This window comes from Paracoccus sp. ME4, assembly GCF_046736325.1.
Classification (GTDB): Bacteria; Pseudomonadota; Alphaproteobacteria; order Rhodobacterales; family Rhodobacteraceae; genus Paracoccus.
Map to the genome: position 1 here is coordinate 467,382 of NZ_CP151277.1, position 22,731 is coordinate 490,112.

Below are 22,731 nucleotides of genomic sequence, written 5' to 3' on the forward strand. Positions count from 1 at the left end.
CTGCGTGATGAATTACGGCATACATGACTCTCGATATTGACTATTGCGGCTTTTTATTATGAATGATCTTAATATCTCAGAGTGGTGATATTGCATTCAGAGCAGCTGATTGAGATCCTGGGCAAGACATTTACTGCACCCGGCGCTGCATATCTTCGTTAGTCTGGATTCACTGTGATATGTATAGCCCATCGTCAAATCGATTCGGGGGGAATTTGAATGATCAAAATCACCGATAAAATCGTCATCTACGATAATCCTGATTTACTTGAGGTTTCCGGCATAGAATTGTCCGCATCGGACATCTCACCCTATATCGGGTCCAGGAAGAAACTCCGGATCATGGCGGACCGCTTCCATTTCAACGCCCCCATCACCGTGCCCATGGGCGATGTCATGCTCGTCGCGCGTCATGTCCTTGGAGGTGATGCCGCCATCCTCAATGTCAGCGGCACGAACGGGCTGGACGCTCCCTCGACGCCGAAACCCACGCCCGTCAATGCAAAGTCCCCTGCGCCAAACGGCGAGAACGGTCGTGATGTCGGCAAGCCCGGCGGCACGATCACCCTGGTGGCGATGCGTGTTGAAGGCGCCCTCAGCCTTTCCTCGAATGGCGGCAAGGGCGGCAGGGGTCAGCCCGGCGGCAATGCGGCGTCCGGCACTCCTCCAAATCCAGACAATGTTGATAATAAGACGGGGGGCGATGGAGGGCCTGCAGGCCCTATTGGCGCAGCGGGTGCGTCACGGGATTCCGGTAATGGCGGTGTCATCAAGCTGTTCGTGAATCAGGGGGGTGAAACCATAAAGAGTTCCGTCATGGGCGGCCCTGTCGTTCCGGCGGTCAGCCATGGAAATGCCGGAAAACCAGGGGCGGCGGGGAAAGGGGGAGTGGAATGGGAATGCTACACTATATGCGATAGGCCCTCTGCAACATCACCTGCCACACTTGCTGCATCTGCTGTGACATCAGATGCAGCACAGGATTTGCCGGGCACGCCTGAAGTCTTGAGATGCTATCAGAGTTGCCGCAAAACCGGAAGAAGAAAGCCGAATGGCACGGCCGGGGCGCCATCCAAGGCGATCACGGCGCCGCCCGTAGCCGGCAAGGCCGGACAGGACGGGGTCCTGGAGACCGGCGATCTATCCGCACACGGCGCGGAAGTGCCCCTGCGCGGCCTGCGCCTCCTGATGCTCGAAGCGGAGATGCTCCATATCCGTGCCACGGCCACGGCCTCGGACATGGACACCCAGGACGAGATGCTCAGCGCCTCGAATATCGCCGGGTTCGTCTTCGTGGCCTGCCTCGGCAGCAAGAATCCCGCGGTCGTTGAGATCGGCAACCGGGCATCCGCGCTCATGCATCGCATCTCTACCGGCTCACCGCCCGAGGGCACCCGTGGTCAAGAAGTTCCGCTAACCCCGCTGCCGGTTCTCATGGAAAGTCTAAGGATATCGCTCGAAAGCCGGTGGCGTGGCCTCGCCTATATCGAGCCGCTGAAAGAGGACACTCGAACTGAGGCGGCGGTGAGCCTGGCGATCAAGGAAGTCACCGGCCAGGCGGCGGTGATGCGTTCCGAGGGCAATACACGACTGGCCGAACTTGCTGCAAGACGACAGGTTGTCGTTGATACTGTCGACCAACTCTCGTCCAGCTTTCATGTCGTCTGGCAGGAGGTGAACGAGGCGAATAAGGCCTTCCTCGAGGAGGTTGCCCGCAAAAACCCATGCGCCGACTTTCTGAACGTCGTGATCGTCGTGGCAACGGTCGCCGTGACGGTCATCTCTGCCGGTTCGGCCGCGGCGGGTGCGATCGCGGCCGGCAGCGAGATCCTCGCCTACATAGACAGGGACGAGACGCGAAAGGCCACCTACGAGGCGGAGATCAAGAAGGCCGGGGGGCTGAAGACGCGGCTGGACGGCTATGCCAAGGGAGCCCAGGATCTTGCCAAGAACGCGCAGAAGCTGAAGGAACTGCTGGGGGGTGATGCGCTCACCCCGCCCCAGGATCATGTCCGGGTGGGAATGACGCGGGAAGACTTCAACAAGATGATCGAGCCCTATCGGGGGATGGGGGCGACGGAGGAGCTGAAGCGACGGATGGATCGCTTCTTCTCCCTGACGGAGACCCGTAACAGCCTGCTCATCGAGCATGACCAGATCGTCGTCGAGACGGCCGCAACGAGAGCGGGGATGGTGAAGGCTCAGGAGCAGGCGGACGATCTGGTGGATCGTGAGGGTGCGGCGCTGATCGATTCAACAATTGACGCCTACGAGGCGGCGCTCTGGCTTGACCTCGAGGTCGGAAAGCGGCTGATGGGACATCTGCAGGCCGCCAACAAGGCCTTCGAGTATCTGGCCCTCAGGCCCAGGCCCATGCACCTGCAGACGACCCGGGGAGACAATCTCGAGAGCGAGTTCAGCAGGCTGGTCCACGATATCGCCATGCATCGCCAGGACCAGCTCAGCTGGGAGTCCGTCTGCGAGATCACGATCAGCAACGCAACGCATCCCGAGACCTTCTCGGCCTTTCTGAAGGGTGATGAGGCCTTTGTCTCGCTGATGCCGGAACATGTGCCCCCGGCGCAGAAGGGGCGCTGGGACGAGCGGGCATTCGCCGTGGGCATCAAGATCAACGGCATCAAGGCCAGCTCGGCAAAGCCCGTGGCGCTCACGGCCCGCATGATCAGCTGCGGGATCGCATGGTTCAAGACGCAGAGCGGCGAGCCGGTTTCCATGCGGACGCCGAGGCGTGACACCGACAACATTCCGGTGACTACCGCGCTCGATCTCGTGAAGGTGCGGGAAAGCCGGAACATGATCGGAACCGAGAAGGCGACCGTGATGGCCTCCCCCTATGGCATCTGGAACGTCAGGATGCCCGGTATCAGCGCGCTGCTGAAGCGCAGCAGCGCCGCCGAGCAGAAGGAGCTGCTGGGTCGCTTCTCCCTGACCTTCTGCTTCATCGGCGAGACGCGGCTCAGCGACAAGCTCTCGGCCCTGATGACGACCAGGCGGCAGGAACTTCTGCCTCGACTGCCGAGGGTCAGGCTCGATCCGCTGGAGAGCATCGACATGGTGGACAGGGCCTATGAGGAGGAAGAGCGCATCAGTGTCGTGACGGATCTCCAGGAAACATGGCGCGGCTCCCCAATGGAAACCGCGGCGCTAGTGCGTTTGGTCGAGGATATGACCCATGTCGAAGTGATCTACCCGGAGACGGAAGATCCCAAGACCAAGGCGACGGTGGACGCAAACTGATGCGCGACGCCGCACGATCTCCGTCGGGCCCGGCAGCATGCCGGGCCCCAATCCCGTCCCCGGCATGCTTCGAAAGCTTCGCATGCAACGCTTGCGCGAACCGATCCCGCCCCTACAGTGAAAGCCGCGGATCAATGTAGGGTGGGCGATGCGACGAATATTTTTGGCGGTGGCTCTGATCTCGACGCCCGCGTGGTCCCAGGAACTGCGGTCGATCGAGGACACCATGGAGGGGATCGATGATTACCTCCACGTCTCCGCCTACAGCTCGGTGCGGTGTGCGGGGATGTTCGACGGCATCCTGTCCTATGGAGGAGAGAACCTGCCTGCCGAGCTTGTCGAGCAGTATCGGGACGCCTCGACCACGCTGGTGATCGGAACGACGATCCTGCGGGCCTATCAGACCCGTGAAAGGGGCTTGCCGCAGAAGGACTTCGAGGCGGAGTTTCGCAACTCCGACGCGGAGGCGAGGCGCTTCAGGGACATCTACCGTGACCGGCTGCAGAACAACTACACGATGACCGGGATGATGCTCGATAACGATCAGCTCGCAAAGGACGACCTGGCGCTCTGCGCGCAGGTCGTGGAAGCGGTCCGCGATATCGTCGCCAACGAAATGGCGCTGCCGACGAAATGATCGGCGGGGCCGCGCCTCGGCGCGTCCGCCTTGCCCTGATCAGTATTCGGCCCGGCTCCAGCCCTCCTCGTAGATATCGTTCAGGCTGATGCGCTTCAGCACCGTGCCGTCGGGGGCGATGGCGATGGACATGCCGCTCAGGTATTTCGATTTCTCGGATCCGATCTCCATCCAGACCAGGACGTTGTCCGGCTCGTCGATCATGGCCAGATGGACCACATCAAGCAACTCGAGACCGTCGTCGAGTTCGTATTCGATTTCCTCGTCCAGCAGGTCCTCGGCGGATTCTTCGGGGAGAAGAGCGCCCACGTCGATGCCGAGCGCGGCCATTTTCGGCGCGTATACCGTCCTGGCGCTGGGAAGCTCTCCGAACTCGGTGTCGGAGAACATGGCATAGAGGCCCGGCTCGTCGTGCTTCTCGATGATCTTCACAGGGAAGATGTCGGCCAGCAGATCCTTCTTCACAGGGTCGAGCTTCACATAGTTGCTGCGCGATTGCCCATACCAGTTTGCCATGACCGTATCCTCTCGTTGCGACCCTGAGATGAATATAGATGATGTATCATTTCGGGACAATGCGAAAAAATATTACGATTTGGTTTGTCGTTGACGACGGATCCGGTTATTCTCAGACGACAGCACCGAGGAGCGCGCCCCATGACCGAAATCTACACCATTCACACGGACGGCAGCTGTCTCGGCAATCCGGGACCGGGCGGCTGGGCCATTCATGTGCGCGGCCCCATGGGGGAGGAAGAGTCCTTCGGCGGCGATACCGCGACGACGAACAACATCATGGAGCTGACCGCCTTCTGCCGGGCCCTCGAGTGGCTTCTGGCCAATGCCCGTTCTGGCGAGACCGCGCTGATCCGCTCCGACAGCCGCTACGTGATCGACGGCATCACCTCCTGGATCGACGGCTGGAAGAGGCGCAACTGGCGCAAGGCAAATGGCGATCCGGTGCTGAACAAGGAGCTCTGGCAGCGGGCGGATGGCCTCGAGGCCTCGGTCCGCGCCGCCGGCATCCGGATCCGCCTCGAATGGGTCAAGGGGCATGCGGGCGATCCGGGCAACGAGCGGGTCGACGTTCTGGCGCGCGCCGCCGCGCCCACCGTGCTGGCCTGAGGGCGGGAAAATGCCTGCGCGCAATCCAGGCCCATCGGAAACGCTGGTCGGCCGCAGGCTCCCGCCGGACGCGACATACCGCGACATCCTGATGGCCGGCCTGGTCGACGAGGACGGCGAAGCGTGTGCGCGCTCGGAGCCGGCCGAAAGCTGGCTGCGTCCGGCATTCCGCGAGATCCGCAAGAAGGGCTGGGTCCGGCTCCAGAGCCGCATGTCCATCATGGGCGGACGACCCTTCGGCATCTACGCGCCAACCCCGAAGGGGCTCGAGGAGGCGCGCGAGGCAAAGGCGCGCGTGAAGGCTGCGCGCGAGAAGCGCAGTGCCTGGGGCAGGGATCTCCAGGCGGCCCTTGCCGCCCGCAAGGCGGCGCATGAGGTCACGTCGAACACGCAAATGGAGCACCATTCCGACGCATGAATGCCGCCGGAATGTGAAAATGGAGAAGCAGATGAGTCTTGGAAAGAAGCTGGCCGTCACCCTCGAGGCCGCACGCGTCGCGAAGGTCCGCGCCGAAGATCTCGCGGATGCAAAGCGCCGCGAGGAGATCGAGCGGGTCCGCGTGGGCCGCGCGGTGGTCATCGAGAACATCCGTGAGACGGTCACGGGGAAGATCGAGGCCGGCCTCGTGCCGACCATGCGGATCAAGGACTACGACAAGCAGCGTTGGCTGCGCGAGTGCCAGGCCGGAAAGGCAGGCGACATCGATCTCTTCGAGGGCCTCCAGGCCTGGGCGGCCAGTAACGACATCGGGCTCGTCTTCGCCGAGGACCATGATGGGGTGGGCATGGAGAGCTGGATCACCGTGAAGGTGGTTCCGGTCGAGCCCGACAGCGCGCCTTCGCCCATGTAGCGCAGGTATATGCGAAAAAAAGCGCAGCGCAGCATTTTTTTGTTGCGCTACGCAACAAGACCCGTTAGAACATCCTTATCCCGTGGCGTAGGAGACGGTTCCTTCGTTTGAGAACCAAAACCGTTTCCGCTTGATCCCGGGGTGCAACACAGGATGGCGAGTGGCGTAGATTTCGCTTACTTCGCATGTAAAGCAGTAGGTCGTCGGTTCGAATCCGACCGCCCCCGCCATCTTATGGGGGTGTAGCTCAGCTGGTAGAGCAACTTCCGTGGCGGGGTCGCCTGATCCCTCGCCATCCTGTCCATGCATCCGGTCGTCGCGGAAGAGAATACGCAAGGAGACCGCAAGATGCGCCTGAATACCGCACAATCGATGCCGAAGATCTTCTCCCACGAGGGAGCCCCGGCCAAGCGCATCACCCCGATGCAGCAGCTGCGCCGTTCGGTGTGCTCGGCCTTCCTGTGGGAAAAGGAATTCTACGAGGACGGCAAGTCCATCGCGGATCGCGTCGTCGAGGCCTCCGCGGCGGTGCCGATCGAGGACCTGGCCGCGCTGGCGGTCGAGCTGCGCCACGACATGAAGCTGCGGCATATGCCGCTTCTGCTCCTGTCCGTGCTGTCGCGCCGCGGCGCCGGCCAGACCCTTGTCGCCGACACGATCGAGCAGGTCATCTCCCGTCCGGACGAGTTGGGCGAGCTGCTGGCGATCCATGCCGCCCTCAACGGGGTGGGGCCGGACCGTCTGAAGAAGGTCATCCCGGCGCAGATGAAGAAGGGCCTGGCGCGTGCGTTCGAGAAATTCGATGCCTACCAGCTCGGCAAATACAATCGTGACGGGGCGATCCGCCTGCGTGACGTGATGTTCCTGACCCATCCGAAGACCGCGGATGCCGCCAAGGCGGAGGCTTGGGGGCGGCTGGTGGACGGCACGCTCGAGAGCCCGGACACCTGGGAGGTCGCGCTCTCCGGCGGCGCCGACAAGGCGGAAACCTTCACCCGGCTCATCACCGAGGGTCGGCTCGGCTATCTGGCCCTGCTGCGGAACCTTCGCAACATGGTGGATGCCGGCGTCGACGAGGGGCTGATCCGTGACGCGATCCTCGCCCGCAAGGGTGCAGGCAACGTCCTGCCGTTCCGCTTCACCGCGGCGGCCCGGGCCTGCCCGCGCATGGAGGCCCCGCTCGACGAGGCGCTGTGCGAGGTGATCCATCAGATGCCGCGCCTCGAGGGGCGCACCATCGTGATGGTCGACGTGTCCGGGTCGATGACCTATCCGCTGTCGCACAAGTCCGATCTCACCCGGATGGATGCGGCCGCGACCCTGGGCGCGGTCATCCACGGTGACCTGCGGGTCTTCAGCTTCTCGCAGGACCTGGTCGAGGTTCCGGCACGCCGGGGCATGGCCGGGGTCGACGCGATCATCCGGTCGCAGTCCCACCGCGGCACGAACCTCCGCGAGGCGGTCCAGAAGGTCAACCTGATGGCGCATGACCGGCTCATCGTCATTACCGACGAGCAGGCCAACGCGGCGGTGCCGGATCCGGTGGTGAAGCGGGCCTACATGATCAATGTGGCCAGCGCGAAGAACGGGGTCGGATACGGGGCTTGGACCCATATCGACGGGTTCTCCGAGAACGTGCTGCGCTTCATCCATGAGGCGGAGCGCCTCGAAGGGGAGGGCTGATGGCCATCCCCACACGCCCACTCTCCCCCGATGCGATCCGTCGCATCGGGGTTTCATTGTTCGGAGACGGCGCCGGCTGGCAGAGTCGGATGGCGGAGCGCATGGGCTATGACCGCTCCGCGGTCACGCGCTGGCTCAACGGTTCGGTGCCGATGCCGCGGCATGCCTCGCTTCTGCTTCTCTACATGGAGAGATACGGAGTCCCGGAGATTGCACTTGGAGGAAATCATGATGAATGAGAGTGACTTCGGCGACATTGTTGCCACGATGGATGAAACCCTGCTGGAGCGGGAAATCCGTCGTCCGGATCGCCTGGAGATCCTGAGCGGCGCTGCGGGACGCCTTCCGTTCCAGATGGCCTGGGCCCCGTTCGGACATGTCAATCGCACGGCGCGCCTGGCCATCATCGGCATCACGCCGGGTCGGGAGCAGATGGGCACCTCGCTGCGCCGCTACCGGCGGGCGCGCCAGGAGGGGCTGGATCATGCGCAGGCGGACGTGCTCGGCAAGGCGACCGGCTCCTTCTCGGGCGGCATGCGTGCGACGCTCGTGCGGTGCCTCGACGAGGTCGGGATGAACCGCCATCTCGGGATCGCCAGCACATCCTCGCTCTGGGGCGTGCATAACGGGCTGGTCCACTTCTCCTCCGCCCTGCGCTGGCCCATCTTCGTCGAGGGCCGTGGCAAAGATGCCGGCAAGATGGTGAACTACACCGGCGCCAGCCCGAAGCCGCTGAAGGTGCCCGAATTCCGGCGGGTGATCGAGGAGGTCCTGGTTCCGGAGCTGCGGGAGCTTGCCGACGACTGCCTGATCGCGCCGCTTGGCGATGCGGCCAACCAGATGGTCATGCATGCCCTGTCGCTGATGCCGGGGTTCGATCATTCCCGCTATCTGGCCTGGATGCCACATCCAAGCGGCGGCAACCGGGACATCAGCTCTCAGTTCCTGGGCGATCCGCCGAGCCCGTCCCGGGTGAAGCCGCTCAACCCGCTCTATCGCCAGCAGGCCATGTCCATGCGGGCACAGCTGGCCAACCGGGCGATGACCGGCGCGGCCGCCTCGTGATGTGAAAGGGGGCGGCGGCCGCCCCCTTCCATAGTTGTCGGCACGGCACGGATCCGTTTTGCCCGCCAAGGGGGCGCACGCTTGAATGCCGTGGCATTCGTGCTATGTCTGATAGGTATGACACTCCTCATATCAGAGGTAGCGCAAGATGAGGCTATTGCTGCAAACCGAAAAAGACCTCGACTCCATCGTGTCGGAGATTTCCGTGAACGACGATATGCGAGGGTTGCGCAACGTCTTCCGGAGCGAAACATTCGAGGCACGCGCCACGGAAACCGGGACGCTCCTCGTCATCCTATACAGTTCCGCCAGTCTCCTGGCAGCAGCTGCCGGGCGGCGTGTGACCGGTTCTAACGAAACCGTCTTGGTGAAGCTCCACGCCTCCGAGGGAGATGCAGTCACATCTTACCTGGAGATGCATCTCCAGAACTCTGATCGGTTGATGGAAGGCATGACTACCACAATCCACGACATCGCCGATCTGGCGGAAACGGTCATTTCCAGAGAAGTGGCCCTGCTTGCCGAAAACTACCGCCGGATGATCCGGGACGATCTGCCTTCGGGTAAGAACCTCGCGGTCAAGACGGCATTGAACAGGGTTCGGGTTCAGGAGCGGTTCCTCGCGGGCCTGGACATGGCCAACCGGTCACAGGCCTGCGAGCTTTTGCGCCTTTCGAAATCCAACCCCTCCGCCACGCTCAAGCGCATCGAGGACCGGGGCGGTCTCATCCGCATCGATCGCGACAGCCGGCCCTTCTACCCGCTTTTCCAGTTCGACGTCGAGAACGGCCGCATCCATCCGGTGATCGCCGAGATCAACCGCCACCGCCCGGAGGGCTGGAGCAACATCCGCCTCAGCTACTGGTTGACCCGCAAGCATGCCGATTTCGGGCGGGCGCCCGCGGAGCTTTTCGGCCATGCGGACGAGGAAATCCTCGATGCCTTCCGGCGCGCGACCTTGCCCGAGGTGCATGGCTGATGCCCTCGACCATTGCGATCGATCTGCCGGATCCCGACCCGGACCACTTTCGGGCGCCTATGGAGATGACCGTTCTGGCCGGCCTGGAACTTCATCGCATCCATCACCAGAACTACGGCCCCTGCCAGTTCAACGGGACGCATCACGGAAACGCGCGCTTCTCGCCGATCCGCGATGCGGGGGGGCAGATCATCCCGACCATCTATGCTGCCCAGTCCTTCCGTTGCGCGTGCAGCGAGATCATCCTGCGCGCTCCGGATGCGATGCTTGATCCCGGCGCGCTCACCATCGTGCCGCCATCCGCATATCAAAGCTACCTTCATTCCACGATCCGAAACCTCCGGGATATGCGGCTGGTCGATCTGACCGCGGTCGGCCAGCGCGCGGTCGGCCTGACCGGCAACGCGCTTCTGACCGGCGGCACGCTGCACTACCCGGCGACCCGGGCCTGGGCGGAGGCCATCCATGCCAATGTGCCCTGGGCGGAAGGGATCTACTACACCTCCTACCAGTGTGGTCCCGATTTCGCGATGGTGCTGTTCGGAGATCGCCTGCAAGCCGCCTTGGGTATGGCCGCCTCACCCAGGCCGGTGCATGCCCCCGCCGTGGAGGACGAGATCCGCACCTTCGGCCAGATGATCGGTATCGAATACGTCGACCTGTGAACCGGGACGACTATTTCACTCGTCAATAATGCGAAAAAAGATATACATGCGCATCGATCCGCGCTATTCTGTTCCCAGCGATTACGGGAGCCCCGATCATGCCAGACACCCTCTGCCTCAGTGGCCACATCACCCTGGAGCCGCTGCGTTTCGCGGATCCCGATCAGTCGAGCCGGAATGCCTGGAACGGCATGCATCGCAGCGATGTGGTCCTGATCGCCACCGGCGGACCCTGGCGCTGGCTCATCGAGGTGCCGCCTCCGGCGCATGTCGAGGCTGATGAAGACAGCGAACAGGAGCAGGCCTCCGAGGCCCCCATCTTCATCCCGACCTTCGAGATCGCGGAGCGCCACACGGTCCGGATCGGGCGTTCCGTCCGGAGGAGCTTGGATGAGGCCAAGGCCGACATCATGGCGGACTGGGAGATGAAGGTGCTCCAGCTCGGCATCCGGCCGGAGCTCCCATTGCAGCAAGACTGACGGCCCGCAGGCGACGGGGGAGGGGGGTATCCCTTCCCTTGCATTTCGGGATCAACGAGAAGGATTATGAGAGCGTGAGCGAAAATCAGAATGCGAAGGCGTTGATTGCGAACGAGCGTCGACGTCAGGTCGAAGATGAACGCTGGTCCAGCGAGAACGACGACATCTACGTGATGGGTGAACTCGAGCGCGCCGGGCTCTGCTATCTCTTCCACGATACCGAGTTCGGTCTTACCGGCACCGGCCCCGCGCCGCTGGACTGGCCCTGGCACCCGACCTGGTGGAAGCCCAAGGGCCGCAGAATGGACTTGGTCCGCGCTGGAGCCCTGTTCATGGCCGAGGCGGATCGTGTCGCCCGGACCGGGGCCGTGCCGGGTGCGGCCATGGCGCTTCGCGACATCGCAGCAGCGCGCCTCGCGGCGCTGCTCGAGATCGAGGCATCCGCGGGGCTCCTGGCCTCGGAAGGGCGGTGAGCTGATGGCGGTCTTCGGCCTCCTCGTGCTCTGGCTTGGTCTGGGAGCAATCCTCACCCGGAGATCCGACCGGCTCTCCGGATGGCTCGCGATGATCGGCGACTGTCGGCGTGGGTCCGACCCGGACGTGTTCCGGGTGGCCAATGTCGCGTGCCTTATGAACGGCCCCTTCCAGTTTGCGTCCCATGTGACCGCGCCGGCCATGGCTGCCGGCTACTTGCGGCTCCGCGGCCAGGGCCGAAGATAAACCATGCTTTCGCATTCCCGCGGCACTTGACGCCGGCCCGACTAAGTTCTAAATTGCAACTATGTCGGGCCTGCAAGGGTCGCGACCGGAAGGCATCCTTCGCCCGAAGCGGGTGGAATGGGAGATTGAGATGAACACGGACCGTCTGCGCCTGACCCTCGTCCAGGGGAACCCGATGACCGGGGACATTTCCGGAAATGCCGGAATGGTTCTGGACCGCCTCCACGACATTGCCGATGCGGCCGACCTGATCGTCTTCAGCGAGTGCTTCCTGACCGGCTATCCGGTCAACGACCTGGTCCTGCGCCCCGGCTTCCTGCGGGAGGTCGACGAGGCGATCGCGATGATCCGCACCGAGGTCATGCGCATCAATGGCCCGGCCATCCTGCTGGGCGCGCCCCGCACCGGTGCGGGCCTGCCCTACAACTCCGCCTACCTGATCGAGCCCACCGGCGCGGTGCGCATCGTCGACAAGACCGAGCTGCCGAACACGGACGTCTTCGACGAGCGCCGCACCTTCGCGATGTCCGCCGTCGAGCGCCATGAGCCGCTGGCCTTCCGCGGGTTCAACCTGGGCGTCCAGATCTGCGAGGACATGTGGCACGGCAAGGTCAGCGCATCGCTGGCCGCCGAGATGGCCGATATCCTGGTGGTGCTGAACGGCTCCCCCTACCAGCGCGACAAGTGGAAGCTGCGACAGCGCATCGCCCGGGCCCGGGTCGTTCAGACCGGTCTGCCGCTGATCTACGTCAACCAGGTCGGCGGCCAGGACGAGCTGGTCTTCGACGGCGGCAGCTTCACCATGAACCGGGTCGAGCCGGGATCGGGCAGGGCCGGCATCATGGAGGCCAACGCCTTCGCTGCGGACCGCATGAGCGTCGTCCTGGTCCGAGGGGAGGACGGGCTGGTCCACATCGAGGCGGACAATGTCGGATTCTTCGATGACCACCAGGCCTATCCGCAGGATCCGATCGTCACGGATTACCTGGCATGCGTCCTCGGGCTGCGCGACTACATCCGCAAGACCGGCGCCGAACGGGTCTTCGTGGGCGTCTCCGGAGGTCTCGACAGCGCGCTTGTGCTGGCCATGGCCGTTGACGCGCTCGGGCGCGACAAGGTCGTGGGCGTCATGATGCCGAGCGAGCACACCGGGCGCGAAAGCCTGGATCTGGCCGACGAGCTGATGACCCGCCTCGGCGTCCACAAGGAGCTCATCTCGATCGCCGGCGCCTACATCCCGGTCGATGTCGAGATCGATGCGGCAGCGTCGAGGCTTGGTGCCGCGATGGGGCTGGCCCCGGCCATGAATGTGACACGCGAGAACTTCCAGGCCCGGCTGCGCGGCCTGCACCTCATGGGGCTCTCGAACGCCCTGGGCGGCATCGTCCTCTCGACCGGCAACAAGTCCGAGGTGGCGGTCGGCTACTGCACGCTTTACGGCGACATGGTCGGCGGCTTCAACCCGCTCAAGTCGGTCTACAAGAGTGACGCCTTCGAGATGGCCCGTTGGCGCAACCGGACCCGTCAGGATATGCTGCCGCTGGTGCTGATGGGCCCTGCGGACCCGATCCCGGCGGCCATCATCAGCCGCCCGCCCACCGCAGAGCTGTCGGAGGGGCAGACCGACGAGGCGGCGCTCGGCACCTACGAGCTGCTCGACGCGGTGCTCAAGGCACTGATCGAGGACCGTATGGACCCGGCATCGGCCGCGCGCCACGTCGATCGCCTCTTCGGCCCGGACTGCGTGAAGCGCAAGAGCGGCGGCCATGACGCGCCCGGATATGTCGACCGCATCGCAGGGCTGGTGCGCGGCGCGCAATACAAGCGCGTCCAGGCCCCTCCGGGCGTCAAGCTGAACGTGACGGATTTCGGGGCCGGATGGCGCTACCCGATCGCGGGCCGCTACTCGCTCTGAACCAAGAATCCCGCCCGGCGGAAAATCCGGGCACCCGAGGATAACCAGAATGAACAAGATCATCGATACCATCTGCGAGCACGCCCGCAAGGCCTATGTCCCGGAGATCCGGAACATCGAGGAATTGGGGACCGAGACCCGTTACTTCGGCGCCCCCTGGATGGAGCTGAATCGGACCTGGCCGCAGTTCGATGGCGAGAAGTTGCCCTTCGTCCTGCAGATCGATCTGTCGACGATTCCGGAAATCCCCGGCCTGCCGCGGAAAGGTCTGCTGAGCTTCTTCCACGACGGTGACTGGGATGAAGACGGCAAGAATGCGGTCATCCAGCTTCAGGATCCCACGGCGCGCGGCGGCATCGTTTACCCCCTGGGCGTGGACATGCTGCCGGCCCGCGTCGTCAGCCGCTGGATCGAGGTTGCCGATCACCCGTTTGGCGAGGATCTGGCATCCGTGACCGGTCTGGATGAGGACAAGTTCGAGGATCTCGAGGCAGAGGATCTGATCTCCTTCACGGTCGGCACGGCCATGACTTCCAATGGGGAAATCCCCGAGGCGGACGTGATCCGACAATCCATCCCGGCGCCGGGGCACAACTTCATCTCGGACAAGCTCGGCGGCTGGCCCACCTGGGCACAGGGGAACGAGACCCCGTCCGATCGCGACGGAAATCCGATGGTGCTCGTCTTCCAGATCAACGCCGAGGAAGGACCGCAGGCTGGAAACGTCGATCTCGTCGGGGAATGTGAAACACATCCATGCACCGGTCTCGGACATGTCTGGTTCTCTCCGGCCACCGGTGAATTCGCGCACAGCTGGGCCTGTTCGTAACCGGCCTCACATCTCCCGCCCCATTCAGGGACGGGAGAAACTCAAAAACGACAGGAACTATCCGATGCCCGGTATCGATCTCGCCAGCCGAGTCCACGACCACAATTACGCCATCGACCCCTATGTGCGGTCCCTCCTGGACACGGACTTCTACAAGCTGCTGATGGCGGCCTATGTCCAGAAATGGCACCCCGACGTGCATGTGACCTTCACCTTGAAGATCCGCTCGAAGGGCGTCCGCCTGGCGGACATCATCCGAGAGGAGGATCTGCGCGCCCAGCTCGATCACGTGCGCTCGCTGCGTTTCACCAACACCGAACTGATCTGGCTGGCCGGCGCGAGCTTCTATGGGCAGGTCGGGATCTTCTCGCCCGAGTTCATCGCGGAGCTGCGCGACTTCCGCCTGCCGGATTACAGCCTGACCCGCGACGAGACCGGCGAGTTCCGGCTCTCCTTCTCGGGGCGCTGGGGCGAGGTGAAGTTCTGGGAGATCTACGGGCTGGCCATCGTGAACGAGGCGCGCGCCCGCGCCGGGATGCGCGACATGAGCAAATACCAGCTCCGCGTGCTCTATGCCAACGCCACCTCCAAGCTGGTCGGAAAGCTGAAGGCGCTCCGCGATGCCGGCGTGCCGCGGATCTCCGAATTCGGGACCCGTCGCCGCCACGGCTTCCTGTGGCAGGAGTTCGTCATCGAGGCCATGGGTGAGGAACTGGGGGGCAACTTCGCCGGAACCTCGAACGCCCTGCAGGCCATGCGCCTGGGCATCGAGGCCGTCGGGACCAACGCGCACGAACTGCCGATGGTGGCATCCGGCCTCGCCCGCATCCGTGCCATGAACGGTGAGGGCACGCTGGCGGAGAACATCTTCCGCAGCCAGTATGATGTGCTGGAGCGGTGGCAGCAGACCTTCCGGGGCAATCTGCTGGTGGCGCTGCCCGACACATTCGGCACGACGCAGTTCCTGAAGAACGCCCCTGAACATTTCCCGGCGATCGCGGACTGGCGCGGCTTCCGCCTGGACAGCAAGGATCCCGCCATCGGTGCGGAGGAGATCATCCGTTTCTGGCAGGGCATCGGCGAGGATCCCAAGGGCAAGCTGATGCTGTTCTCTGACGGTCTCGACGTGGACGGCATGATCGACCTGCACGCCCGGTTCGGAGACCGCTGCATGGATGCCTACGGGTGGGGCACGCTGGCCACCAACGACTTCCGCGGCTGCGACCCGCGCGGCGGCACGGCGCTCGACCCGATCTCGGTCGTATGCAAGGTCACTGAGATCATGACGCGGGATGGCGCGGTTTCGGCGGTGAAGCTCTCGGACAGTTACGAGAAGGCCACCGGGGAGCCGAATGCGATCGCGCTCTACCGGGACATCTTCGGCACCGAGGGGGTGGCGAACATTCCGGTAACCGTGTGAAGGCAATTCTTCTTGCGCACTGTCCGTTATTCGCATATTTTCATCCAAGGCGGGCCCGTATCGGGTCGCGCCGCTCACAGCCAGACTTCGTCCCGCGGGGATGGAAGAGAAGGAGACCCCGGATGTCCGATCCGAAACCCACCCTGATTTCCGAGATTCTGGCCGCCTGCGCCCTGGTCGACAACGACCGCAGCCGCGACGACATCATGCTCCATGCCGTCACGGAGCTGGGCGAGCTGGCCACCGAGATCCAGATCGCCAGCGGCAAGGCGCCGGGCAAGACGGTGGGCGCGGATGGCGTGGCCGGTGAGGCGATGGACCTGATCCTCTGCCTGGTCGACTACCTGCGCGCCCATGATCCCGACATCTGCGATGCGGCGCTGGTCGCCGCGCGGACCACCCACAAGGCGAACCACGACAAGCCCTTCACCTTCATCGCGCTTGCCTGGGGGGTTCGTGAAAACACCACGCTGATGCACCGCCAGTCACGCCTGCTGGACGTCATGTCCCTGGTTGCCGATCTCCACGACGGGCCGGAGGACCAGCATTACCGCGAGCGGCTGTGGCGCCGCGAGATCGGCGCGAACGTGCTCTGCACCTGCCTGGCGCTGATCGCGGGCGAGCGCCCCGGCATCACCGATGACGAGCTGATCGACATGGCCCGTCCCAAACTCGACAAATGGGTGCGCTCCTGCCAGACGGCCGCACCCGGACCGGAGGTCTGATCATGGCACGCAAGGAACTCGCCGCGGATCCCCGTATCGGCAACGACAATGTGGGCCTGATGGTCACGCGCGGGCAGGGCATCCACCTGGGCCATGTCGCGCTGCACGCGCAGATGCTGGCGGATAACGGCCGCAACATCATGGGCTTCGGAAGCTCGGAGAAATCCGGGATGTTCGGCAATCCGTTCACCCCGGACCAGAAGCGCCGCGCGCTCCAGGGGCTCTGGGGCGGGGCGTTCCGCATCATCGAGCTGCAGGACATCGGCGCGTCGGACCGGCTGACGGACTGGGCCGACTACGTGCTCGACCGCATCGAGCGCAACCAGCTGCCCGCACCGACCGACCTCTATGCCGGCTCGAAGGTCGAGGCGCGCTGGTATGAGCACCACTTCGCCTCGTTGAAGGGCGCGCCCAGCTTTCGGCGCGGCGCCTTCGATGTCTGGGAGAACCCGAGGACCGGCCGCCGCATCCACATCCTGGATCGCGAGGCCACGCCGGATCTGTCCGCAAGCCAGGTGCGCACCCTGATCGAGCAGCGCGATCCGGCCTGGAAGTCGCTGGTCCCGGCCAAGCTCTGGAACTTCTACGAGTGGGAGTATCCGCCGCATCTGCGGACCGCGGTCGAGCGGATCTTCGACGAGGAGGACGGATGGTTCCTGCCTCGGGACGGCCAGTATCCGGTTGGCACGAAGCTGATCGGTCCGGATGGAAACACCCTCATCCTGCGCGACGACGGCAAGTGGCGGCCGCGCGCAGAGGGCGAGAATGCAAAGAGCATGGGGGACTGAACGATGAGCTGCCAATGTCACCTGGTCGGCGGCCCCTTCATCGCCGAGGATCCCGACTGCGCGGTCCACGGCACCGCCGCCACGCGGCGCGACCGCGAGGTCGAGGAGCTCAAGGCCTGCGCGCAGCGGGAGGATGATCCGGCCCGGCTGCGGGAGATCATCGACGAACTGGCATACATTGCCACCAACATCTATTGAGAGAGGCACACCCATGAAGAATCCGGACGATGCCTACGAGGGCGAATGGGACTTTCACGGCAGCTGCGCGCCCGAGGAAGGGAAGACCTTCGGCAACTATGCCGGGCAGGCGACTTTCACGCTCGGTTGTTTCAGGTGGACCCGCCGCGGCCGCGACGGCGCGGGCAAGGGGCTGAAGAAGGGAAAGGTCGTCTATCGGGTTCGCGGCGATGTCGCCGACAGCGCCCAGGTCTACCAGGCAGCCCGGGACTACTGCGCGAGGATGAACGCGGCACAGAAGAAGATCGATGCCGGAACCCTGGGCAAGAGGGAGGGCGCTGCGTGATGGAAAACCGCAACAAGGCGCTGATCCTGATCGACATCCAGCCGGACTTCCTGCCCGGAGGCGCACTCGCGGTGCCCTCGGGCGACGAGATCCTGCCGCGCGTCGAGGCGCTGGCCGCCGAATTCGACACGATCGTCCTGACCCAGGACTGGCACCCGGCCGGGCACGGATCCTTCGCCTCGAGCTATGGGGCCGCGCCGTTCTCCACGACCGAGATGGCCTATGGCACCCAGGTGCTCTGGCCGGACCACTGCGTCCAGGGGACGCCGGGTGCCGGGCTGGCCCTGCCGGCCCATGTCGCCGACAAGGCCTCCCTGATCATCCGCAAGGGGATGAACCCGGCGATCGACAGCTATTCGGCCTTCGTCGAGAATGACCGGGTCACCACGACCGGACTGGCCGGCTGGCTGCGCGAGCGCGGCATCCGGGATCTGACCTTTTCCGGCCTGGCGCTGGACTACTGCGTGGCCTTCTCGGCGATCGACGCGGTGGGGCTGGGCTTCGCGGTGAATGTGGATCTCGAGGGCTGCCGCGGCATCGCGCATGGAAGCGTCCAGGAGCAGCTGGACGCGATGCGGGAGGCCGGCATCCGGCTGATCGGGTCCGTCGATACCGGCCAGGTCGGCTGATGGATCTCTTCGACACGGTCGCGCCCGATGCCCCGAAGCCGCTGGCCGCCGCCATGCGGCCGGCCTCCCTGGACGAGGTGATCGGCCAGGAGCACATCACCGGGCAGGGCACGCTCCTGCGGCGCCGCATCGCGGCCGGGCGGCTCGGCAGCCTGATCCTCTACGGGCCGCCCGGGATCGGGAAGACCTCGATCGCACGCGCGATCGGGGACGGGCTGGGCAAGGAGTTCCGCGCGCTCAACGCAACGCGCGCCGGGGTCGCTGATCTCCGCAAGCTGGCCGACGAGGCCCGCATGAAGCCCCTGCTCATCTTCGTCGACGAGGTTCACCGCTTCTCCTCCACCCAGGCCGACGATCTGCTGTCGATCTGCGAGGAGGGCACCGCGGATTTCGTAGGCGCCACGACCGGCAACCCCTACCACACCCTGCCGCCCGCGCTGGTCTCGCGCTCCACGATCCTGCAGCTGCAGCCGATTTCCATCGAGGACATGGTCCGGCTCTTGAACCGGGCCCGACAGGCGCTGGGCGGGCTGGGCATCCGCTTCCGGATCGGTCCGGACCAGATGCGGGTGATCGCGGGACGGGCGGGCGGCGACGCGCGCCGTGCGCTGACCGCGCTCGAGAGCCTGGTCGTGGGTCATCCGGACACGGATTTCGATGTGACCGACGCGATGATCGATGAGGTCTTCGCGGCCGCGCCCGTGAACCATGACCGCTCGGGCGACGCGCATTACGACCAGGTGAGCGCCTTCGTGAAATCGATGCGGGGCTCGGATGCGGATGCGACGCTCTACTGGCTGGCACGCCTCATCCATGCCGGAGAGGATCCTCGCTACATCGCGCGCCGCATCATGATCCATGCCTCCGAGGATGTGGGGCTCGCGGACAACACCGCCCTGCAGACCGCGGTGGCCGCGCTCCATGCCGTGGAGAAGATCGGCTATCCGGAGGCCCAGATCATCCTGGCGCATGCCGCGCTCCATGTCGCCCGGGCGCCGAAGTCGAACTCTTCCATCCGGGGAATCCAGGCGGCGCTGGCCCATGTCCGGTCGCAGCCGGCCATCGCGGTGCCGCCCCATCTGCGCGACACCCACTACAAGGGCGCGGCCGCCCTCGGCGCTGAAGGCTACCGCTCCCCGCATGCGGACCCGCGCGGCTGGGTCGAGCAGGACTATGCGCCCGGCATCCGGCGCGGCGCCTTCTACCAGAGCGATGCCCGGTCCGGGTCGACCTTCGAGGGCAGGGCGGACGGATACTGGGAGGATATCACCGGCCAGGCCGTGCCCTCCACGCAGCGGGGCTGAACCCCATGCGGTGTCCGGTGCCCTTGTTCTGCGTCCTGTCCATCCTGGCCGGCTGCGCCGGCCAGGAAAGCCATGCACCGGATCACCGGAGGATCGACGACCGGCTCATCGTCGCCAGGGATTTCGGCGGGAACATCGGCCTCCGGTTCCGGGAGATCGAGAGCCTTCGGGCCGAGGGTCGGAAGGTCGAGATCCGCGGCACCTGCGCCTCAGCCTGCACCATGTATCTGGCGCTGCCGGACACCTGCGTCGCCCCGCAGGTCGAGATGCGCTTCCACGGCCCGAGCGTCGATGGACGGCCCGTGAAGGGGCCGGCCTTCAACACCGTCTCCGGGATCATGGCACGCTCCTACCCGGAGCCGCTGCGCAGCTGGTTCATGGCGGAGGGCCGATATCGCGTCGAAGGCTTCGACGAGATCCGAGGCGCGGAGCTGATCGCGATGGGGGTCCCGGAATGCACTCCCGATACATACGCGAAAAATGATTGATTCTTTCGACGTAAATCCTGATGCTTCGGGGATGCAATGGAGGGCTTCTGATGGCGAACACACCCGAGGCGGATCACCGGCAGATCCAGGAGTGGCTGGCCCGTTCAGGCCGGACCTATGTCGAATTCAGTTTCGATGGCGACAGTGACGGCACGCAGCTCCAGCCCATGAACGAACTGCCCGCCGAGATCCGTGAGGCCGGCATCCGGCTGACCGAGGGCATCGTGACCGCCGAGATCGGGGTGGACTGGGCGGAGGGGGCCGGCTCGACCGGCTTCGTGCGCTTCATGCCTGGCCAGCCGCCCTATCTCGACGCGGATGCGCAAGAGAAGGATTGGACCTACGAGCGCGAGGTCGGCATCGAGGATATCGAATACGAGGCGTATCCGTCGGGAGGCCTGGAGCCGTGATCAGCATGGACCGGACCCACAATGCCGCGCGGCCGCTCCCGCCCACTCTTCGCAATGTCTCGCAGCACCTGGCCTGGTCCCGCAAGCCCGCGGGGCTGTGGTGGTCGGATGGGGCGGCCTGGCGCGAGCTTGTCGAGCGTGCCCCGACGATCGCGCTCATGGGCCGCGATGTTGGAGAGTTCGACTACAGGCTGGCCTTGCCGGAGGACATGCGTCTTCTGGTGATCGACGACTTCGAGGCGGTTCTCGGCGCCTCGCGCGAATTCGGACGACCCATGCCGCACGCGGCCAAGGGCTTCTTCTGGCAGAAGGGGGATACGACCCGCTACGATCCCGACCAGGACAGGGATCTGCATGGAAAGGGGCGTGGTCGCGCGTTCCTGATGGACTGGGCCGCGGTGGCGCGGGCCGGATATGACGGCGTCGAGATCCGGATGCCGGTCGGACAGGAGCGCGGCGACCGTCCCTTCATGGAATGGCTGGACCGGGACTGGGATCTGATGTCCGGATGTGCCTGGAACTGCGAGCGGATCGTCGCGGAGCTGGTGGAGCCGGACGTTGGGCCGGGGCCATCGCCCTGTTAAATGCGGCGCCGGCCCAGATGAGCCTCTTCCAATCGGCACTCGATCTGCTATATTTCGCATAGGCATCCCCGAAAGGGAGGCTGATCCCCACCCTCTTCGGAGTTCTCGCCATGAGCGACGTGACCCTCCCGGCCAACGGGCCGGAATACCTTTCCTTGATCAAATCCGCAAACGACCCCATGATCCGCTATCCGATCATGCTGATGGATCGTGAATGGGCCGCCATTCACGGATGGCACATGGCTGCCGTGGACCTTACGCTGCGCCTCGAGGACAACCAGGCCACCTGGGGCCGCGACGGCGGGCTCTGGATTCAGCGCGAGCCCGAGGGCCGCATCATCCACTTCCGGGTTCCGGAAGGGGATCGTGAGGCGGTGTCCTATGTGGCGGACCTCTTCCACATGACGGAAGAGATGTCCTATGTCGGCCCCAAGGCGGCGCTGAGGGACAGCGAGACCTTCTGGAATCTCCGCAATGCGCTCGAGGAGCGGTTCAAGACCTACGAGACGGTCAGTTGCCTGCATCACCGCGGCGTCGGGAACTGGCGGGCCGGCCTGTCCGATATGGCGCCGCGCGCGACAGCCGCCAATGTCGCGCGCATCCTGGAGGAGCTCCGCTCCGATGAATGCCTCGATCGCGAAGTGCTCCGTCGCCAGGCAGAGGAATCCTACCCGTTCCTGGCCCTCTTCGACGAACGGTCGCGAGACACGCTCACGAGGACGATCGATGCCCGCGAGCGCCTGCAGCGGGTCCTGAACAACGTGCTGGGGATCCGTTCCGGCGTTCTGGATCGCATCCGCAGGCAGCCGGCCTTCACCGGCGGCCTGCGCATCGCACCGGTCCTGCTGGAGGGGCTTGAGAGCGACCTGCTCCGCGACACGCCGGAAGTGCATGATCTGGTCGGTGCGGCACTCTATGCCGGGATCCCGCCTGCCTTGCTGATGACCAGGGGGTTCATGGTCCCGAAACGTGACCTCGCCCGTCTCTTCGTCGAGCTCGACTTTCTCCAGGAGGAAATGGGCATTTCCGACAGGGCCATGGGCCTGACCGACCACCTGCTTGCTGCGGTGCGTTCCGGGGCCGCAGAGCCCCTTGCGAAGCTCGTGCAGGATCGTCAGTTCCGCCTGCAGAGCCGGGACGAAAGCAACCGGATCCATCTGGCCGGAATGAGGGCCATTCCCGGCGAACTGCCCGCGTTCGAGCTGTCGGAGTTTCGGGCATTGGCCGCAAACTACGGCGCGGAGATCCGCCAGATCCGGACCGGTCCGGGCTATGCGGATATCTGCGGCAGGATGCACAGCGCAGACAACAGGCCGGACGTGCTGACCTTCGGTCTCCGCGCGGCGGGCGAGGAGAACGACCAGTATCTGCTCTCGGTCGGCGAGTCGCGCGAGGTCCAGGAAATCCACATCAGGCACGCCGGCAAGGTGAGCTCTCTGGACAGGGTGGCCAGGTTCCGTTGCCTGATGCTGATGCGTGAGCGCGCCCGGGATCCGGAGTGGCTTGAGGATCACCTCGAGCGCTGCGCGGAGAACCCGACCGCCATCGCCTACCGGGCGGTTTCCAACCGCTGGGCCGCGGACATCCGCAACATCGGCTGGGGCGGCTCGGTCGTCGACGTCCTGCGGGGTTAGGCAAGCTCCTCCCCCTGCCA

At 64.7% G+C, this 22,731-nt stretch carries 26 protein-coding genes; 25 read left to right on the top strand and 1 reads right to left on the bottom strand.

The window, feature by feature from the left end; translation table 11 throughout:
* The first annotated feature begins 219 nt into the window (after nt 1-219).
* On the top strand, nt 220-3,258 hold the full coding sequence (locus AACG61_RS18130; RefSeq protein WP_411839763.1) for a hypothetical protein: 3,039 nt from the start codon (nt 220-222) through the stop codon (nt 3,256-3,258).
* Between the two features lie 169 nt (nt 3,259-3,427).
* Nucleotides 3,428-3,895, top strand: coding sequence for a hypothetical protein (locus AACG61_RS18135; RefSeq protein ID WP_411839764.1), 468 nt, complete (start codon nt 3,428-3,430; stop codon nt 3,893-3,895).
* 39 nt (nt 3,896-3,934) lie between these two features.
* On the opposite strand, the gene AACG61_RS18140 is transcribed toward AACG61_RS18135, so the two are convergent.
* Entirely contained in the window at nt 3,935-4,411 is a 477-nt protein-coding gene (locus tag AACG61_RS18140) for a hypothetical protein (RefSeq protein ID WP_411839765.1), read from the bottom strand.
* Between the two features lie 141 nt (nt 4,412-4,552).
* Between AACG61_RS18140 and AACG61_RS18145 the strand changes: the two genes are divergently transcribed.
* The 23 genes from AACG61_RS18145 to AACG61_RS18255 all read left to right on the top strand — a co-directional run bounded on the left by AACG61_RS18145 (nt 4,553) and on the right by AACG61_RS18255 (nt 22,711).
* A complete protein-coding gene (locus AACG61_RS18145) occupies nt 4,553-5,020 on the top strand; it encodes a ribonuclease H (protein WP_411839766.1) in 468 nt (155 codons plus the stop codon).
* 91 nt (nt 5,021-5,111) lie between these two features.
* Nucleotides 5,112-5,438 carry a hypothetical protein gene (locus tag AACG61_RS18150; RefSeq protein WP_411839768.1) on the top strand — a complete coding sequence of 109 codons (327 nt, stop codon included), beginning with the start codon at nt 5,112-5,114 and terminating at the stop codon, nt 5,436-5,438.
* Between the two features lie 19 nt (nt 5,439-5,457).
* Nucleotides 5,458-5,871 (top strand): hypothetical protein, encoded by a 414-nt coding sequence (locus AACG61_RS18155; RefSeq protein ID WP_411839769.1) that lies wholly within the window; start codon nt 5,458-5,460, stop codon nt 5,869-5,871.
* Between the two features lie 348 nt (nt 5,872-6,219).
* Entirely contained in the window at nt 6,220-7,554 is a 1,335-nt protein-coding gene (locus AACG61_RS18160) for a TROVE domain-containing protein (protein ID WP_411839770.1), read from the top strand.
* Nucleotides 7,554-7,793 (top strand): helix-turn-helix domain-containing protein, encoded by a 240-nt coding sequence (locus tag AACG61_RS18165; protein WP_411839771.1) that lies wholly within the window; start codon nt 7,554-7,556, stop codon nt 7,791-7,793. The genes AACG61_RS18160 and AACG61_RS18165 overlap by 1 nt, the downstream gene beginning before the upstream one ends.
* A complete protein-coding gene (locus tag AACG61_RS18170) occupies nt 7,771-8,619 on the top strand; it encodes a hypothetical protein (protein ID WP_411839772.1) in 849 nt (282 codons plus the stop codon). Before AACG61_RS18165 ends, AACG61_RS18170 begins: the two co-directional genes overlap by 23 nt.
* Before the next feature lie 148 nt (nt 8,620-8,767).
* Nucleotides 8,768-9,598 carry a hypothetical protein gene (locus tag AACG61_RS18175; protein WP_411839773.1) on the top strand — a complete coding sequence of 277 codons (831 nt, stop codon included), beginning with the start codon at nt 8,768-8,770 and terminating at the stop codon, nt 9,596-9,598.
* Nucleotides 9,598-10,263, top strand: coding sequence for an RES family NAD+ phosphorylase (locus AACG61_RS18180; protein WP_411839774.1), 666 nt, complete (start codon nt 9,598-9,600; stop codon nt 10,261-10,263). The genes AACG61_RS18175 and AACG61_RS18180 overlap by 1 nt, the downstream gene beginning before the upstream one ends.
* Nucleotides 10,264-10,361: 98 nt before the next feature.
* On the top strand, nt 10,362-10,742 hold the full coding sequence (locus AACG61_RS18185) for a hypothetical protein (RefSeq protein WP_411839775.1): 381 nt from the start codon (nt 10,362-10,364) through the stop codon (nt 10,740-10,742).
* A 74-nt stretch (nt 10,743-10,816) separates the two neighbouring features.
* The gene (locus AACG61_RS18190; RefSeq protein ID WP_411839776.1) at nt 10,817-11,215 is read left to right on the top strand and encodes a hypothetical protein; all 399 of its coding nucleotides are present in this window, start codon (nt 10,817-10,819) and stop codon (nt 11,213-11,215) included.
* A 377-nt stretch (nt 11,216-11,592) separates the two neighbouring features.
* On the top strand, nt 11,593-13,377 hold the full coding sequence (locus tag AACG61_RS18195) for an NAD+ synthase (protein WP_411839777.1): 1,785 nt from the start codon (nt 11,593-11,595) through the stop codon (nt 13,375-13,377).
* 49 nt (nt 13,378-13,426) lie between these two features.
* Nucleotides 13,427-14,206 (top strand): DUF1963 domain-containing protein, encoded by a 780-nt coding sequence (locus tag AACG61_RS18200; RefSeq protein WP_411839778.1) that lies wholly within the window; start codon nt 13,427-13,429, stop codon nt 14,204-14,206.
* Nucleotides 14,207-14,270: 64 nt separating this feature from the next.
* Nucleotides 14,271-15,626: a nicotinate phosphoribosyltransferase gene (locus tag AACG61_RS18205; RefSeq protein WP_411839779.1), complete on the top strand. Its 1,356-nt coding sequence runs from the start codon at nt 14,271-14,273 to the stop codon at nt 15,624-15,626.
* A 122-nt stretch (nt 15,627-15,748) separates the two neighbouring features.
* Entirely contained in the window at nt 15,749-16,351 is a 603-nt protein-coding gene (locus AACG61_RS18210; protein ID WP_411839780.1) for a hypothetical protein, read from the top strand.
* A 2-nt stretch (nt 16,352-16,353) separates the two neighbouring features.
* On the top strand, nt 16,354-17,139 hold the full coding sequence (locus tag AACG61_RS18215; RefSeq protein WP_411839781.1) for a hypothetical protein: 786 nt from the start codon (nt 16,354-16,356) through the stop codon (nt 17,137-17,139).
* Between the two features lie 3 nt (nt 17,140-17,142).
* On the top strand, nt 17,143-17,337 hold the full coding sequence (locus tag AACG61_RS18220) for a hypothetical protein (RefSeq protein ID WP_411839782.1): 195 nt from the start codon (nt 17,143-17,145) through the stop codon (nt 17,335-17,337).
* Nucleotides 17,338-17,350: 13 nt separating this feature from the next.
* On the top strand, nt 17,351-17,662 hold the full coding sequence (locus AACG61_RS18225; protein ID WP_411839783.1) for a hypothetical protein: 312 nt from the start codon (nt 17,351-17,353) through the stop codon (nt 17,660-17,662).
* Nucleotides 17,662-18,291, top strand: a complete 630-nt coding sequence (gene pncA, locus AACG61_RS18230; protein WP_411839784.1) for a bifunctional nicotinamidase/pyrazinamidase — start codon at nt 17,662-17,664, stop codon at nt 18,289-18,291. Before AACG61_RS18225 ends, pncA begins: the two co-directional genes overlap by 1 nt.
* Nucleotides 18,288-19,595: a replication-associated recombination protein A gene (locus AACG61_RS18235; RefSeq protein WP_411840129.1), complete on the top strand. Its 1,308-nt coding sequence runs from the start codon at nt 18,288-18,290 to the stop codon at nt 19,593-19,595. The genes pncA and AACG61_RS18235 overlap by 4 nt, the downstream gene beginning before the upstream one ends.
* A gap of 17 nt (nt 19,596-19,612) precedes the next feature.
* Nucleotides 19,613-20,083 carry a hypothetical protein gene (locus AACG61_RS18240; RefSeq protein WP_411839785.1) on the top strand — a complete coding sequence of 157 codons (471 nt, stop codon included), beginning with the start codon at nt 19,613-19,615 and terminating at the stop codon, nt 20,081-20,083.
* 50 nt (nt 20,084-20,133) lie between these two features.
* Nucleotides 20,134-20,493 (top strand): hypothetical protein, encoded by a 360-nt coding sequence (locus AACG61_RS18245; RefSeq protein ID WP_411839786.1) that lies wholly within the window; start codon nt 20,134-20,136, stop codon nt 20,491-20,493.
* A gap of 5 nt (nt 20,494-20,498) precedes the next feature.
* The gene (locus tag AACG61_RS18250; protein WP_411839787.1) at nt 20,499-21,077 is read left to right on the top strand and encodes a hypothetical protein; all 579 of its coding nucleotides are present in this window, start codon (nt 20,499-20,501) and stop codon (nt 21,075-21,077) included.
* 110 nt (nt 21,078-21,187) lie between these two features.
* Nucleotides 21,188-22,711: a hypothetical protein gene (locus tag AACG61_RS18255; protein WP_411839788.1), complete on the top strand. Its 1,524-nt coding sequence runs from the start codon at nt 21,188-21,190 to the stop codon at nt 22,709-22,711.
* Nucleotides 22,712-22,731 lie beyond the last annotated feature (20 nt).